General features: G+C 67.9%; 13 protein-coding genes. 3 read left to right on the top strand and 10 right to left on the bottom strand.

What is annotated here, in order from left to right:
* Window positions 1-30 precede the first annotated feature (30 nt).
* The 4 genes from NP80_RS14565 to NP80_RS14550 are packed head-to-tail and all read right to left on the bottom strand — an operon-like array spanning window position 31 to window position 4,143.
* Entirely contained in the window at window positions 31-1,746 is a 1,716-nt protein-coding gene (locus tag NP80_RS14565; protein WP_045593829.1) for a type IV pilus secretin PilQ, read from the bottom strand.
* The gene (locus NP80_RS14560) at window positions 1,743-2,600 is read right to left on the bottom strand and encodes a hypothetical protein (RefSeq protein WP_006411969.1); all 858 of its coding nucleotides are present in this window, start codon (window positions 2,598-2,600) and stop codon (window positions 1,743-1,745) included. The genes NP80_RS14565 and NP80_RS14560 overlap by 4 nt, the downstream gene beginning before the upstream one ends.
* The gene (locus tag NP80_RS14555) at window positions 2,597-3,223 is read right to left on the bottom strand and encodes a hypothetical protein (protein ID WP_006411967.1); all 627 of its coding nucleotides are present in this window, start codon (window positions 3,221-3,223) and stop codon (window positions 2,597-2,599) included. Before NP80_RS14555 ends, NP80_RS14560 begins: the two co-directional genes overlap by 4 nt.
* Complete coding sequence (locus NP80_RS14550; protein ID WP_006407008.1) at window positions 3,220-4,143, bottom strand: hypothetical protein; 924 nt, start codon at window positions 4,141-4,143, stop codon at window positions 3,220-3,222. Before NP80_RS14550 ends, NP80_RS14555 begins: the two co-directional genes overlap by 4 nt.
* A gap of 221 nt (window positions 4,144-4,364) precedes the next feature.
* Here NP80_RS14550 and NP80_RS14545 point away from each other — a divergent pair, with 221 nt between their 5' ends.
* The gene (locus tag NP80_RS14545; RefSeq protein ID WP_088923719.1) at window positions 4,365-6,752 is read left to right on the top strand and encodes a penicillin-binding protein 1A; all 2,388 of its coding nucleotides are present in this window, start codon (window positions 4,365-4,367) and stop codon (window positions 6,750-6,752) included.
* A gap of 93 nt (window positions 6,753-6,845) precedes the next feature.
* On the opposite strand, the gene cyaY is transcribed toward NP80_RS14545, so the two are convergent.
* Window positions 6,846-7,172 carry an iron donor protein CyaY gene (gene cyaY, locus NP80_RS14540; protein ID WP_006400626.1) on the bottom strand — a complete coding sequence of 109 codons (327 nt, stop codon included), beginning with the start codon at window positions 7,170-7,172 and terminating at the stop codon, window positions 6,846-6,848.
* 36 nt (window positions 7,173-7,208) lie between these two features.
* Here cyaY and lptM point away from each other — a divergent pair, with 36 nt between their 5' ends.
* Complete coding sequence (gene lptM / locus NP80_RS14535) at window positions 7,209-7,481, top strand: LPS translocon maturation chaperone LptM (RefSeq protein WP_006411964.1); 273 nt, start codon at window positions 7,209-7,211, stop codon at window positions 7,479-7,481.
* A 45-nt stretch (window positions 7,482-7,526) separates the two neighbouring features.
* Here the strand turns inward: lptM and msrQ are convergent, their stop codons facing one another.
* The 5 genes from msrQ to NP80_RS14510 form a co-directional block, all read right to left on the bottom strand.
* On the bottom strand, window positions 7,527-8,228 hold the full coding sequence (msrQ, locus tag NP80_RS14530; RefSeq protein ID WP_035948332.1) for a protein-methionine-sulfoxide reductase heme-binding subunit MsrQ: 702 nt from the start codon (window positions 8,226-8,228) through the stop codon (window positions 7,527-7,529).
* 20 nt (window positions 8,229-8,248) lie between these two features.
* Window positions 8,249-9,244, bottom strand: a complete 996-nt coding sequence (gene msrP / locus NP80_RS14525; RefSeq protein ID WP_045594323.1) for a protein-methionine-sulfoxide reductase catalytic subunit MsrP — start codon at window positions 9,242-9,244, stop codon at window positions 8,249-8,251.
* A 156-nt stretch (window positions 9,245-9,400) separates the two neighbouring features.
* Window positions 9,401-10,591, bottom strand: a complete 1,191-nt coding sequence (ccsB, locus tag NP80_RS14520) for a c-type cytochrome biogenesis protein CcsB (protein WP_006400630.1) — start codon at window positions 10,589-10,591, stop codon at window positions 9,401-9,403.
* Between the two features lie 4 nt (window positions 10,592-10,595).
* On the bottom strand, window positions 10,596-12,812 hold the full coding sequence (locus tag NP80_RS14515; protein ID WP_006411093.1) for a cytochrome c biogenesis protein ResB: 2,217 nt from the start codon (window positions 12,810-12,812) through the stop codon (window positions 10,596-10,598).
* 122 nt (window positions 12,813-12,934) lie between these two features.
* Window positions 12,935-13,588 carry a c-type cytochrome gene (locus NP80_RS14510; RefSeq protein ID WP_012212561.1) on the bottom strand — a complete coding sequence of 218 codons (654 nt, stop codon included), beginning with the start codon at window positions 13,586-13,588 and terminating at the stop codon, window positions 12,935-12,937.
* Window positions 13,589-13,802: 214 nt separating this feature from the next.
* On the opposite strand from NP80_RS14510, the gene yihA reads away from it, so the two are divergent.
* Window positions 13,803-14,462, top strand: a complete 660-nt coding sequence (yihA, locus tag NP80_RS14505) for a ribosome biogenesis GTP-binding protein YihA/YsxC (RefSeq protein WP_006407016.1) — start codon at window positions 13,803-13,805, stop codon at window positions 14,460-14,462.
* The last annotated feature ends 72 nt before the right edge of the window (window positions 14,463-14,534 follow it).

Raw genomic sequence — 14,534 nt, 5'->3', positions numbered from 1 at the left:
TGCTTCAATCTTGCTGGTGTGTGGCGCAGCTTACTGGCAAAGCGACTGCCTTGTCGAGCCTGCGCCACCCGCTTCCGGCCCCGATTTCTCGGCATTTTCGTCGGCTGTGCCGGGCGGGCCGCACCCTGCGCTGACGATCGTCGGCGTGATGAATACGACCAGCTCGCTACGCTGCTCGCGCTGCGCGCGATGCCGGAAAAGCGCGCCCAGAACCGGTATTTTGCCCAACAGCGGCACCCGCGTCACATCGTGCCGATGCAGCCGCTCATAGATCCCGCCGATCGCAACCGTGCCGCCGTCGTCGACTTCGACGCGCGTCTGCACGTGTTTCGTATGGATCGCGGGGCCGGCCGCGGTCGGTTCGCCGACGCTGTCCTTCGTCACGTCGAGGTCGAGCACGACGCGCCCGTCCGGCGTGATCTGCGGCTCGACCTCGAGCTTCAGCGTCGCGCGGCGGAACTGCACGCCCGTCACGCCGTTGCCGACCTTTGCCTGATACGGCAGCTCCGCGCCCTGCTCGACGAGCGCCTTCGCGCGATCGGCCGTCACGACGCGCGGGCTCGACACGATCTGGCCGCGCCCCTGCGCCTCCAACGCGCTCAGCTCGACGTCGAGCACGCGGCTGAGCGGCGCGGCGAGCAGCGTGAAGCCGGCCGTCGCCGCATCGAACCCGGCGAGCGGCCGCGCGGCCAGATCGAGCGCCGTGCGTGGGCCGGCCGGGGACGCGGCAGCTTCGGCCGCGGCCGGCCGCTCTTGCGCGCGCAACGCGAGCCGCGCGCCGAGATGACGCGAAAAGCCCTGCTCGCCCTCGACGATGCGCGCCTCGATGCGCACCTGCCGCGACGGCCGGTCGAGTGCCGCGATCAGATCGGCGATCTGGGCGATGCGCGGCGCAAGATCGGTGACGAACAGCAGGTTCGTGCGCGCATCGGCCGCCGCGGCACCGCGCTTCGACAGCAGGCGCTGGCCGGTCGCGCCGGCCAGCAGCCGCTGCACGTCCTGCGCACGCGCGTAGTGCAATTCGAACCGGCGGCTCTCGAGCGGCTCCAGATCGGCGGCACGCGCGTGCGTTTCGAAGCGCTCGCGCTCACGCACCGCCAGTTCGGCGGCCGGCGTCACCCAGACGATGTCGCCGCGCCGGGACATCGCGAGCCCGTGCGTGTCGAGCAGCGTGTCGAATGCATCGCGCCAGCGGACATTGTTCAGACGTAAGGTCACGGTGCCGCGAACCTGCTCGCTCACGACGATGTTCAGGCCCGTGAAGCGTGCGAATGCGTCGAAGGCGGCCGTCAGGTCCGCGCGCTGCAGGTTCAGCGAGATGCGGCGCGTATCGTCCGCATCGCCTGCGCGATGCGCGGCCGCGTCGTTCATGCGCGCAGGCGGCGGCAGCGGGATCGGCGGCCCTTCCAGCGCCGGTGCCGGCGCGGCCGGTTGCGCGTGCTGCGCGACGCGGGATGCGTGTTCGAACGGCGGCGGGCTCGCGCCCGGTGAGGCGGCTTCGTGCGTGCGGTCGGATTGGGCGTGCGACGCCGCGCGATCGGCCGCACCGTCGATTGCGTCATCGATCGCGCCGTCCGGCACGCCCGGCGGCAGCGGCGCCTCGCGCGCTTCAGCCATCGTCGAGGCGACCGGCCAGGCCGCAGGCAGCGGCGGCAACGCGGCGTTCGCCGCAGCCGCGCCGAGGCCGACGGCGCCGACTCCGATACCAAACCAGACCGCAATGCCGTACCGGTTGAGCTTCGTCACGAGCGGCCTCCGTCTTCGAGTGCGAGCCGCCGCGGGCCGTCCGACGTCGACAGCGTCACGGCGCCCGCATCGACGCGTGCAACGCGCAATGCACCGAGCGCGTCGCCGGCCCGCACGGCCGTGAAGCGGCCATCGCCGTCGTCGAACAGCACCAGCGCCGTGCGCATGTCGCGGATCAGCCCGGCAAGGCGCGGCAACCGCCCGTCGGCCATCGCGAACGCCTCCGCACCGCCGAACGGATCGCCATCCAGCGCAGGCGTTGCCGCGCCGCTGGACGCGATGCCGGGCAACGTCGGAAACACGTCGACCGACATGTCGATCCTCACGCCATCGGGACCGCGTTCGACACGCAGCGTCGCCGGCACCGCGAGCACCGAAAAATCCGCCAGCGCGCCGATTGCGCGCGCGGGCGCCGCCGGTTCGCCGGCTGCGACGAGCCGCACCGTACGGCGACCGTACGCTGCCGCACGGTCGGCCTTCAACGGTTCGATCGATATGACGTGCAGCCCGCGCGATGCAACGAGGTCGGCCAGCTCGAGCATGAGCGCGCCCCACTCGCGCACAGGCGGCGTACGGTCGCCGGCCGCGGCGCCCGGTCTCGCGTTTCGGTTCGGCGCGGCCGTTTCGAGCGCGTGCTCAAGGTCCGCGACACGCGTCCGTGCCGCCTGCAGAAGCGCGCCGCTGCGCGCGAGCCCGCTCCAGTCGGCCGCGTTCGACAGATGAATGCCGCCCGCCAGCACGACGGCGAACGCCAACGCGCAGCCGGCAGCATGCGCAGCGGCCGGCGACATGCGCCGCTTGATACGCGGCCATGCCGCGACGAGCGGGCCGCCTGCGGTCGCGATCGTCGTCATGCGCCGTCTCCCGGCGTCGCGCGCCGCGGCGTCGCATCGCGCCAGCGCACGTGCGCGGAAAACGCGATCGGCGCGCCCGCCGCAACGGGCGCCGCCGCCGACGCCGGTTTCAATGCATCGACGTCGATTCGCGCGTCGCGCTGCTCGCGCGCGACGCTGGCGAGCCAACGCGCACCCGCGCGGTAGCTCGCCGCGCGCACGTCGAGCACGACGCCGGAACGCGTCGCATGCAGCGCGTCGATGCGCACCGTGTCGTCGCGCACGTGCGCGAGTGTCGCGAGTAGCGCGCTCACGCGCCGGTGTGGCTCCGCCAGCTCGACTGCCTGCGCGTCGCGCTGCGTGACGGCGCCTGCCGTACGCGCGGCGCGCTTCGCCGCAGCGGCCTGCGGCTCCAGTTGCCGCAACCGTACGTCGAGACGCAGGCGCTCGGCGTCCATGTCGAGCCGCCGCCATGTGCAGCCGGCTGTCCATAGGCCGACGCCGAGCGCGGCGAGCAGGATCGCCGCACCGCACTGCGCCGCCTGACGCCGCCGCAGCGCACGCGCAACGCGCTCGCGGTACGGCAGCAGGTTGAAGCCGTCGAGCCGAAGCGGGCCGGCCGCACGCAAGCGCTTCGCGATCATTCCCACACCCCGCGCAGCGCAAGCCCGAACGCGACCGCGAACGCCGGCGCGCTCGGCACCCCGGCCGGCGCGATCGGACGCCCGTCCCACCCGGTACAGTCGAACGGCACCGACGTCGCGCCGAGCGCGTCGCCGATATCGGCCAGCGACAGGCCGAAGCGCGCGACACATCGCTCATCGCCGGCTACCAGCACGCAGCCAACCCGCTCTTGCGCACCTGCGCGCAACGCATCGGCCAACGCGCCCGGCATGTCGGCGGCCAGCGCGAGCATCGGCGCGGCGAGCGCGCCGTCGATGCGCCAGCCGCGCACGCCCGCATCGGAGAACCACAGCGCCGCGTACGGCCCCTGAGCGTCGAGCTCGAACTGCGCCGCGTAGCGCAGCGCGCGCAGTGCGGCGGCCGATTCGCTGTCGACGGCCGTCAGGTCGATCCCCGCTTGCGCGGCGACGTCGATCCGCCGTTCGAGCAACGCCAGCGGTGCGGCCGCGACCGCGATCTCCTGCGCGCACGCGCCGTCGTCGTGCCGCCAGTCGAACGCGATGCTGTCCGGCGCAAGCCCCGAGATGCGCTCGGCAGCCTGCCGCGCCGCATCGGCGATGTCGTCGCGCCCCGCCAGATCGAGCGTGGCCGTGCGCATCTCGTCGTCGCGCAGCGCCATCACGCCGCGCGTGTCGCAGCGCACGCCAGCGCCGGTGAGCCGCGCGACGGCAGCCGACAGCGCGCGCGCGACTGCCGCCCAGCGCGCATCGGCGCCCTCCGGCAGTGCGAGCGGTTCCCGCTCGAGCGCTTCAATCCGCACGTCGGCCACGCGGCCGCGCCGGCTCAGCACCACGATCCTGACCTCGCCCGCGCCGACGTCGATACCCGTCGATCGGTGCCTGCCCGGCACGAAGCGCGCCGCCGCCCATCGTCCTGTCATTCCAGCCTCCCGCGATCGTCGCAGCCCATGCCGCGATCCGAGGCCCGATTCTGGCGAGCAGTGCGCGCCGCCGACAGTCGACCGAACGGCCAATGGCGCACGAGCCGGCCGCCGGGCTATGCTGATCTCGGCACGGTCGCGCGGTTGCCCGGCCGCTTCCCCCGCGCCGGGGCCGCCTCCGGCGGGCAGCTATAATCGCGGGACTGTTTTCCGGTATGCCTATGCAATCCACGTCTCCTACGCCCCCGCCTCCGTCCCCGGAGCCGAAGAAGCGCCCCTGGTGGCAAAAAGCGCTGTTCGGCTTCGCCGCGATGTGCGTGGCGCTCGTCGTGGCCGGCGGCCTCGTGCTCGGCTATGCGCTCGTCGTCGCGTGGCCGAACATGCCGTCGCTCGACGCGCTGACCGACTATCGGCCGAAGGTGCCGCTGCGCATCTATACGTCCGATCACGTGCTGATCGGCGAATTCGGCGAGGAACGCCGCGACATCGTCCATTTCAAGGACGTCCCCGATTCGCTGAAAAAGGCGATCCTCGCGATCGAGGACGCGCGCTTCTACGATCACGGCGGCGTCGACCTCACCGGCATCCTCCGCGCAGGCGTCGTCGCGCTGACGAACGGCCACGCGACACAGGGCGCGAGTACGATCACGATGCAGGTCGCGCGCAACTTCTTCCTGTCGAGCGAGAAGACGTACACGCGCAAGATCTACGAGATGCTGCTCGCGTACCGGATCGAGCGCGCGCTCACGAAAGATCAGATTCTCGAGGTCTATATGAATCAGATCTATCTCGGCCAGCGCGCGTACGGCTTCGCGAGCGCCGCGCGCGTCTATTTCGGCAAGGACCTGAAAGACATCACGCTCGCCGAAGCGGCGATGCTGGCGGGGCTGCCGAAGGCGCCGTCCGCGTACAACCCGGTCGTCAATCCGAAGCGCGCGAAGGTGCGCCAGGAGTACATCCTGCAGCGGATGCTCGAGCTGAACTTCATCACGCGCGAGCAGTACGACGAAGCCGTCGCGCAGCCGCTCGTCGTCAAGGGCGCGGGTCGCGAGTACAGCGTGCATGCCGAATACGTCGCGGAAATGGTGCGTCAGATGATGTATGCGCAATACCGCGAGGAAACCTACACGCGCGGCTTCAACGTCATCACGACGATCGATTCCGCCGATCAGCAGGTTGCGTATACCGCGCTGCGCAAGGGCATCATGGATTACGAGCGGCGCCACGGCTATCGCGGGCCGGAAGGTTTCATCGAGCTACCTTCGGCCGCGGACGAGCGCGAACAGGCCATCGACGACGCGCTGCTCGAGCACCCGGACAACGGCGAGCTGATCGCGGCCGTCGTCACGGCCGCGAGCCCGCGCCAGATCACCGTCGCGTTCATCGACGGCAGCAGCGCGACGATCGAAGGCGAGAACCTGCGCTTCGCGGCCGGCGCACTGTCGGCGAACGCGCAGCCGAACCGTCGCATTCGTCCGGGCGCAATCGTTCGCGTCGTGAAAAACGACGCGGGCAAATGGTCGATCACGCAGTTGCCGCAGGTCGAAGGCGCGTTCATCTCGATCGTGCCGCAGGACGGCGCGATCCGCTCGCTGGTCGGCGGGTTCGACTACAACAAGAACAAGTTCAACCACGTGACGCAGGCGTGGCGGCAACCCGGTTCGTCGTTCAAGCCGTTCATCTACTCGGCATCGCTCGACAAGGGGCTCGGGCCGGCCACGGTCATCAACGACGGGCCGCTCTATTTCAGCGCGGCCGAAACCGGCGGCCAGCCCTGGGAGCCGAAGAACTACGGCGGCGGCTTCGAAGGGCCGATGTCGATGCGCACCGCGCTGCAGCGCTCGCGCAACCTCGTGTCGATCCGGATCCTCAATCACATCGGCACGAAGTATGCGCAGCAGTACATCACGCGGTTCGGCTTCGACGCCGATCGCCATCCGGCCTATCTGCCGATGGCGCTCGGCGCCGGCCTCGTCACGCCGCTGCAGATGGCCGGCGCGTATTCGGTGTTCGCGAACGGCGGCTATCGCGTGAACCCGTATCTGATCGCGGAAGTCACCGATCCGAACGGTGCGATCGTCGCGCGTGCACAACCGCTCATGGCCGAGCAGAATGCGCCGCGCGCGATCGATGCGCGCAACGCGTACGTGATGAACAGCCTGTTGCAGAGCGTCGCGCAGCGCGGCACCGGCGCGAAGACCAACGTGCTCAAGCGCACCGATCTCGCGGGCAAGACCGGCACGACCAACGATTCGCACGATGCGTGGTTCGCCGGTTATCAGCACACGCTCGCCGCGATCGCGTGGATCGGCTACGACAATCCGCGCAGCCTCGGCGATCGCGAAACCGGCGGCGGCCTCGCGCTGCCGGTGTGGATCGACTACATGGGTGCGGCGCTCAAGGGCGTGCCCGACTTCAAGCCGACGATGCCCGACGGCGTCGAATCGCTCGGCGGCGAGCTGTATTTCACCGACTTCACGCCCGGCCACGGCTTCGTGTCGACCGTCGGTGTGCCGCAGGCGCCCGCATCGCAAGAGGTCGACGATGCCGTGCCGCATGTCGACGAGCAGGAAAAGCAGGACATCATGAACCTGTTCCGCGGCCACTGATCGGCGGCCCCGGCATGAGAAAAGCGCCCCGCGGGGCGCTTTTTTCTTATCCGGCGATGCACGCACGCACCGGCGGCGCCGGCGCCTACCGCGTCACGCGGTGAACGTGATCGGCAGCCCGGCCTGCTGCGTCGCGTACTCGCTCAGCGCGGCGAAGAATTCGGTGCCGGTGCGCGTATCGCGCCATGCGCCGTCGACGTAGCGATAGTGGAAACCGCCCGCCTTCGCGGCGATCCACACTTCCTTCATCGGCGGCTGCAGATTCACGATGATCTTCGAGCCGTTCTCGAAGGTGAGCGTCAGAACGCTGCCGTTGCGTTCCAGATCGATGTCGTGATCGCCGTCGTTCGCGGCGTCGACGGTACGCTCGACGGCCGCCAGCACGGCCTCGGCACGGGTCAGGTATTCGGTATCGGACATGCTAAACTCTATCGGTTCAATTGTTCAGGGACGATCATGCGAGTCGTTTTCCGGATGAGCGCGATTGTAGCGGCTTTGGCGATTCTTGCCGGCTGCGGCCAACGCGGCCCGCTCTATCTGCCTACCGTGCCGCCGCTGCCGCAAAAGCCGATCCAGCAGCAAGACACGCCGCCGTCGGACGTCGCACCGACCGACGAAAACGCGTCCGACACGCCCGACTCGTCCGGCACACCGCTGACGCTGTCGCCGGAGCTGTCCGACGGCACCGCGAAAGCGCCCGCCGCCGCTTCGGGCACGTCCGTGCACTAAAAGCATCTGCGCGGCGCGCTCGCTACAGAAGGCGATGACGTTCCGTCATCGCCTTTCGTTTTTCTGCGCATCGCGCGCCGCATGCAAGCGCCGCACGGCCCACGCAATCAGCCGCCAGCCGAGCAGCGCCGCGACGATCGCCGCATAGAGTTTCGGCTGCGCGAGATCGTGCTTGCCGGCCCGCATCCACCAGAAGTGCAGCACCGCGCACGCAGCGATCGCATAGATCGCGCGGTGCAGCGTCGCCCAGTGCCGGCCGAGCCGGCGCACCATCGCGCGCGGCGACGTCGCCGCAAGCGGGATCAGCAGCACGAACGCGGCGAAGCCGACCGTGATGAACGGCCGCTTGCCGACGTCCTTCAGAATCGCCGCCACATCGAACCACTTGTCGAACCAGAAGTAGGTGGCGAAGTGCAGCGTCGCGTAGAAGAACGCGAACAGGCCGATCATCCGGCGAAAGCGCAGCAGCGCAGTCACGCCCGTCACGCGCCGCAGCGGCGTGATCGCGAGCGTCACGCAGAGCATCACGAGCGTCCACAGGCCCGTCGAGCGCGTGACGAATTCGATCGGATTCGCGCCGAGGCGGTCCGTCATCCCGAACAGCACGAGCCGCGCAAGCGGATAAAGGCCTGCCGCGAAAACCAGTACCTTGGCCGCAGCGAGCCAGCGCGGCACGGCCGTACGCGCGGCGCCGGACGCCACGCGCGAGCGCGCGGTATGCGAAGACGAAAGAGGTGTCGGCGTCATGTCCTGTCGCACCCGTGCACTCAGAAGTTCTTCTTCAGGTCCATGCCCTGATACATCGACGCGACAAGATCGCCGTAGCCGTTGAACATCAGCGTCTTGCGCTTCGGCGTGAAAAAGCCGTCTTCGCCGATACGACGCTCGGTCGCCTGACTCCAGCGCGGATGGTCGACGTCCGGATTGACGTTCGAATAGAACCCGTATTCGTTCGGCGCGTACGTGTTCCAGCTCGTCTTCGGCTGCTTGTCGACGAAGCGGATCTTCACGAGCGATTTCGCACTCTTGAAGCCGTACTTCCACGGCACGACGACGCGCACCGGCGCGCCGTTCTGGTTCGGCAGCACCTGGCCGTAGACACCCATCGTCAGCAGCGTCAGCGGATGCATCGCCTCGTCCATCCGCAGCCCTTCCGAGTACGGCCAGTCGAGCACCGGCGTCGACAGCCCCGGCATCTGCGACGGATCGGCAAGCGTGACGAACTGCACATATTTCGCGTTGCCGGTCGGCTGCACGCGCTTGATCAGCTCCGACAGCGGCACGCCGATCCACGGAATCACCATCGACCATCCTTCGACGCAGCGCAGCCGGTACACGCGCTCCTCGAGCGGCGCGAGCTTCGGCAACTCGTCGATGTCGAACACCTTCGGATGCAGCACGTCGCCCTCGACGCTCACGCGCCACGGACGCGGCCGTAGCGTGCCGGCGTTCTGCGCGGGATCGCCCTTGTCGGTGCCGAATTCGTAGAAGTTGTTGTAGGAGGTGATGTCCTTGAACGGCGTGACCTTGTCGGCCGCGACGAACTTCGCGTTCGTTTTCGCCGCGAGCTTGGCCGCACGCGCGTCGGGCGACGCGTACGCGGCGAACGCCGCGCCGCTGCCGCCGAGCAGCCCGCCCGCCGCCGCGGCGCCGGCGGCCTGCAGCACGCGCCGGCGATGCTCGAACAGCGCGCGCGGCGTGATCTCGCTGCGCGCGATATCGTCGCCCGTCAGCAGGTGACGGAAAGAACGTTTGATCCACATCGTGCTGCTCCTTTGCGCGCGCTGGCGCACGCCTCATCCGCATTCGACCGGCGCCGCCGGGCGCCGTTCTGCACGCGCTGCGCGCGCGCATTACAAAAGAAAACCGCCGGGCACGCGGTGCGCCGGCGGTCTTTTGTCTGACGAGCGTCGAAACCCTTACAGCTTGCCGTAGCTATGCAGCCCGGACAGGAACATGTTGACGCCGAGGAACGCGAACGTCGTCACGAGCAGGCCCGTGAGCGCCCACCACGCAGCCACCGCGCCGCGCAGCCCCTTCATCAACCGCATGTGCAGCCACGCCGCGTAGTTCAGCCACACGATCAGCGCCCAGGTTTCTTTCGGATCCCAGCTCCAGTAGCCGCCCCAGGCTTCGGCCGCCCACAGCGCGCCGAGGATCGTCGCGATCGTGAAGAACGCGAAGCCGACCGCGATCGACTTGTACATCACGTCGTCGAGCACCTCCAGCGTGGGCAGACGGTCGGCGAGCACGCCGCGCTCCTTCATCAGATAGGCGACCGACACCATCGCCGACAGCGCGAAGCTGCCATAGCCGATGAAGTTCGCCGGCACGTGGATCTTCATCCACCAGCTCTGCAGCGCCGGCACCAGCGGCTGGATCTGCTGCGCATCGCGCGCGACCGAGTACCACATCAGGAAGCCGACCGCCGCGCTGATGACCAGCAGCACGAACGCGCCGAGCGCACGCGTGCCGTAGTGGCCTTCGTAATAGAGATAGAGCAGCGCGGTGATCAGGCTGAACAGCACGAACACTTCGTACAGGTTCGACACGGGGATATGCCCGACGTCGGCGCCGATCAGGTAGGACTCGTACCAGCGCACCATCAGGCCCGTGAAGCCCATCAGCACCGCGACCCACGTAAGCTTCTGGCCGATCGCCGATCCCGTTGCCGAACGCGCCAGCAGGCCGATCCAGTAGAACAGCGTCGCGAGCACGAACAGCGCGCTCATCCACAGGATCGCCGACTGGCTCGACAGGAAGTACTTGAGGAAGAACGCGGAATCGGCGCGCGCGAGATCGCCCTGATAGATCTGGATCGACAGCAGCGACAGCACGGCGATCGACGCCATCATCAGCCGGGCCGGCTTCCACCGCCAGCCGAGCGCGACGAGCGCCGGCACCGTGCCGATCAGCACGGCCTTGTCGTAGTAATCCATGTGCGCGTTGTAGTGCACGAGCGCATAGCCCGCGCCCACGACAAGCGCCAAGGCGAACAGCCAGTCGAGCGGCGACAGGCGCGCGAGGAACGGACGCTCGTCGAACGACGCGGCCGGAGCCGGCGCCTTGGCCGACGCCGGACGGGAAGAGGAGACTTGAGTGAGATCCATGATGTTACCGGGTGGAATTCTCGGAATCGGAATCGCCGCCGACGGGCGGACGCGCCGCTGAAGCGGCACCGGCCGGCGCGGCATCGCGCGGTGCGGCGTGCAACGCGGCGCCCGCCGCATCGCGCGTCTGCACGAATTCTTTCTCGAAATCGAAGGTCTTGCGGGCCGTGGACATCGCCATCACCACGTCGACGCCGGAGCCGGCGTCCTTCAGCCAGAACCACAGACGCCGCTCGCGCACATAGAACATCGCGAAGATGCCGGCGACCAACAGCAGGCTGCCAAGATACACCAGATTCTTGCCGGGTGCGCGCGTCAGCTGAAATACCGAAGCTTGCACCTGCTTGAAGGAGTCGAGCTGCAGATAGACGGGCGCGCCATACAAAAAGCTGTCGGACAGCGCGTTGAGCGCGTTCTGCACGAAGCGGAGCGTGTCGTTGCCCTGCTGCGCGGCCGGCTCGCCGGCGCGCTCGCGCGCGATCTGCCAGACCTCCCACATCGAGCCTTCGAGCATGCGCAGCATCAGGTTCGCGGCCTTCTCCTGCTCGGCCTTCGGCACCGAACGGTCGATGAACGTCGCGACGGCCTGGAAGCCGCCGATCGGCTGGCCGTCCGCGCCGCGGCCGACGCTGTCGTCGCTCGCCGCGAAAAGGGTCAGCACCTTCTGCGCGCTGTCCTGCAGGCGCGCGCGCAGCGACGCGTCCGTGCCCGGCAGCGAACGCTGCGCGAAGCGCGCGGCCGCTTCCGCGCGCACGGCCGGATCCTCGAGCGCCGCGCGCAGACGCATCCATTCGCCGATCGAATCCTGGCCGTCGGCCGGAATCCGCATATAGCGGAACGGATCGTTCGGGCTCGAGCGCACGCCCGCGAGGAACACGCGCTCGCCGTTCATGTCCACGGGCAGCATGTAGTTGTTGAATTCGCGCGCCTGACCGTCCTTGCCGCGGATCTTGTACTGCACCGACGGCCCGATGTTGTGCAGTTGCATCGGCTTCGAGGTCTTCGCGCCCGAGCCGAGCCGCTCGTCGAACGCCTCCTTCAGCGATGCGGTCTTCGCGACGCCGCGCACGTCCGGCTTGCCGTTCGCGTCCGCCATGTTCTCGACGTTGATTGCGCGGAAATCGGCGAACTCGATCGTGTCGCCGTCGACGCCCGGCATCTGCAGCGGCGTCGAGCTGCCGATCGTGCCCTGCACCGCGAACGGCTTCGCGCTGCCGCCCGTCATCGGATAGGCCGTCATCTGCATCTGCGAGCCGCCGTCCTGGAAGCTCGACTGATAGATCGACACGCCCTTGTACGTGAACGGCTTGTTGACCTCGACGCGCGCCGGAATCTTGCGGCCCGTCTCGCGATCGATCACGACGATGTCGCTCGCGAACAGCTTCGGCATGCCGGTCGAGTAGTAGTCGACGATGAACTTGTTCAGCTGGATCGAGAACGGCAGATCCTGGATCAGCGAGCCGCTCGGCTGGTTCAGGATCGCGGTCGACACGAACTGGCCCTCGGGCACCCAGGCGTAGCCGCGGAACGTCGGGTTCGACGCGGACAGCCGGTGATCGGCCGAAATCTCGCTGATCGTCGCGCTCGTGTTGACGGGGCTCTTGCCGAACATCCACATCTGGAATTTGATGGGCAGATTGCTGTCGAGCAGCCCGCCGATACAGATCACGACGATCGCGAGGTGCGCGGAGATGTAGCCCCACTTCGTCATCGCGCCGCGCTTCGCGGAGATCAGCGTCGCGCCGTCGGTTTCGCGCACGACGTGCTTGTAGCCGGCCTTCGCGACGAACGCGGCGAGCGCCGCCGCCGCGGCCGCACGCGTGCCGCTCGCCGAATACTCGGCCTTGTGATGGAACGCACGCAGGCTGCCTTCACGGACCTTGTCCTTCCAGCTTTTCGCGTCGGCGAGCATCTTCGGCGCGTTGCGGATCACGCACAGCGAGATCGACACGACGAGGAAGATCAGGATCAGCATGAACCACCACGCGCTGTACACGTTGTACAGGCCGAGCGCGCGGAAGATGTCGGCCCAGAACGGGCCGAACTGGTTCACGTAGTTCGGATAAGGATCGTCCTGGGTGAGGACGGTGCCGATGATGCTCGCGATCGACAGCACGACCAGCAGCGCGATCGCGAAGCGCATCGAGCTGAGCAGCTCGACCGCGCGCTTCGACGCACCATGACCCGACTTCGACTGCAACCCCGACGTGGTAACGCTCATTCAAACTCCGACTGACAACAAAAAAGGGCAAGGCGGCCGCAACGACGCGGCGCCCCACCCTTTTCTTGTTCTGACTCCGGCCGCCCTTCGGACGCCCGGTCACTCCGTTCGCATCGAACCGCTCAATGCAGGCCGGCGATGTAATCCGCGACGGCCTTGATCTCGCTGTCCGACAGACGCGATGCGATCTGATGCATCGCCTCGTTGTTGTTCCGCGCGCCGGCACCCTGCTGGAACGCGGTCAACTGGGCCACCGTGTAGTCGGCCCATTGCCCCGACAGACGCGGATACTGAACCGGAATGCCCTGCCCGGTCGGCCCGTGGCAGCTCGCGCAGGCGGGCACGCCCTTGTCCGCGATGCCGCCGCGATAGATCTTCTGGCCGAGCGCCACGGTGGCCGCGTTGCGCGCGGTGCCGGGCTTGGCCGCTTGCGATCCGTAATACGCGGCGACGTTGCGCATGTCGTCCGGACTCAGCGCGCTGGCGAATCCGACCATCACCGCGTTGTTGCGCGCCGGCCCCTTCGCGCCCGGCTGCGCCTTGAAGTCGTTCAACTGCTTGACCAGATATTCGGGATGCTGACCGGCGAGCTTCGGGAAATTGCCCGAGGCGCTGTTGCCGTCGGCGCCGTGGCACGACGCGCATACCTGCCCGGCGATCGCCTTGCCGCGCTCCAGATCCGGCTTGGCCGCATCCGCCGCGCTTGCCTCTGCTACGAAACCTACGAACCCTGCTGCAACCTGAAGCACCATCAGAGACTTGCACAGTCGATTCATTCGCACACCCTGTTTCGTCTTGTGGGAATTTGAGGTTCTGCAAAAAACGACGGCGTTCAGTCTACCGCAGAAGCCGCATAAAAGTGCGACGCAGGCGCCCCGGGGCCTTCGGTAAAACCGCCGTATTGTACAATATCGCGCTGAAAGCCCCCGCGCCTATCGGGGCTACCCCGCCTCCACCAAGCGGCTCGCGCCGCCCGTCCGTCCGGTTCCCATGGCCTTTCTGCTCCATCAAGCCCGCTTCTATACGACCGTCAATCACCTGCGCGATCTGCCGCCCACGGTGCAGCCGGAAGTCGCATTCGCGGGCCGCTCGAACGCCGGCAAGTCGACGGCGATCAACGTGCTGTGCAACCAGAAACGACTGGCATTCGCGTCGAAAACGCCCGGCCGCACGCAGCACATCAACTACTTCTCGGTCGGGCCGGCCGCGGAACCGGTCGCGAATCTCGTCGATCTGCCCGGCTACGGCTACGCCGAAGTGCCCGGCGCCGCGAAGGCGCACTGGGAGATGCTGCTGTCCACCTATCTCGCGACGCGCTCGCAGCTCTGCGGGCTGATTCTCATGATGGACTCGCGCCGTCCGCTGACCGAACTCGATCGCCGGATGATCGAATGGTTCGCGCCGACCGGCAAGCCGATCCATACCTTGCTGACGAAGTGCGACAAATTGACGCGGCAGGAAAGCATCAACGCCCTGCGCACGACGCAAAAGGGGCTGGATGCCTATCGCGATCAGGGTGTCCAGGGCAAGCTGACGGTGCAGCTGTTCTCGGCGCTCAAGCGCACGGGCCTCGATGAAGCGCATGCGTTGATCGAGAGCTGGGTGCGGCCGTCCGTCGCCGACGAAAAAAACGAGCCTGTAGCACAATGAACGGCAACGCGCGGCGGGATCGGCCGCGCGCACCTGAGAGCGCCTGCGATTCGGACGGCTCATAAAAAAACC

It is taken from the genome of Burkholderia multivorans ATCC BAA-247 (assembly GCF_000959525.1).
Classification (GTDB): Bacteria; Pseudomonadota; Gammaproteobacteria; order Burkholderiales; family Burkholderiaceae; genus Burkholderia; species Burkholderia multivorans.
The sequence above is the reverse complement of the archived record's forward strand: the minus strand, read 5'-3'. Positions and strand labels throughout refer to the sequence as shown.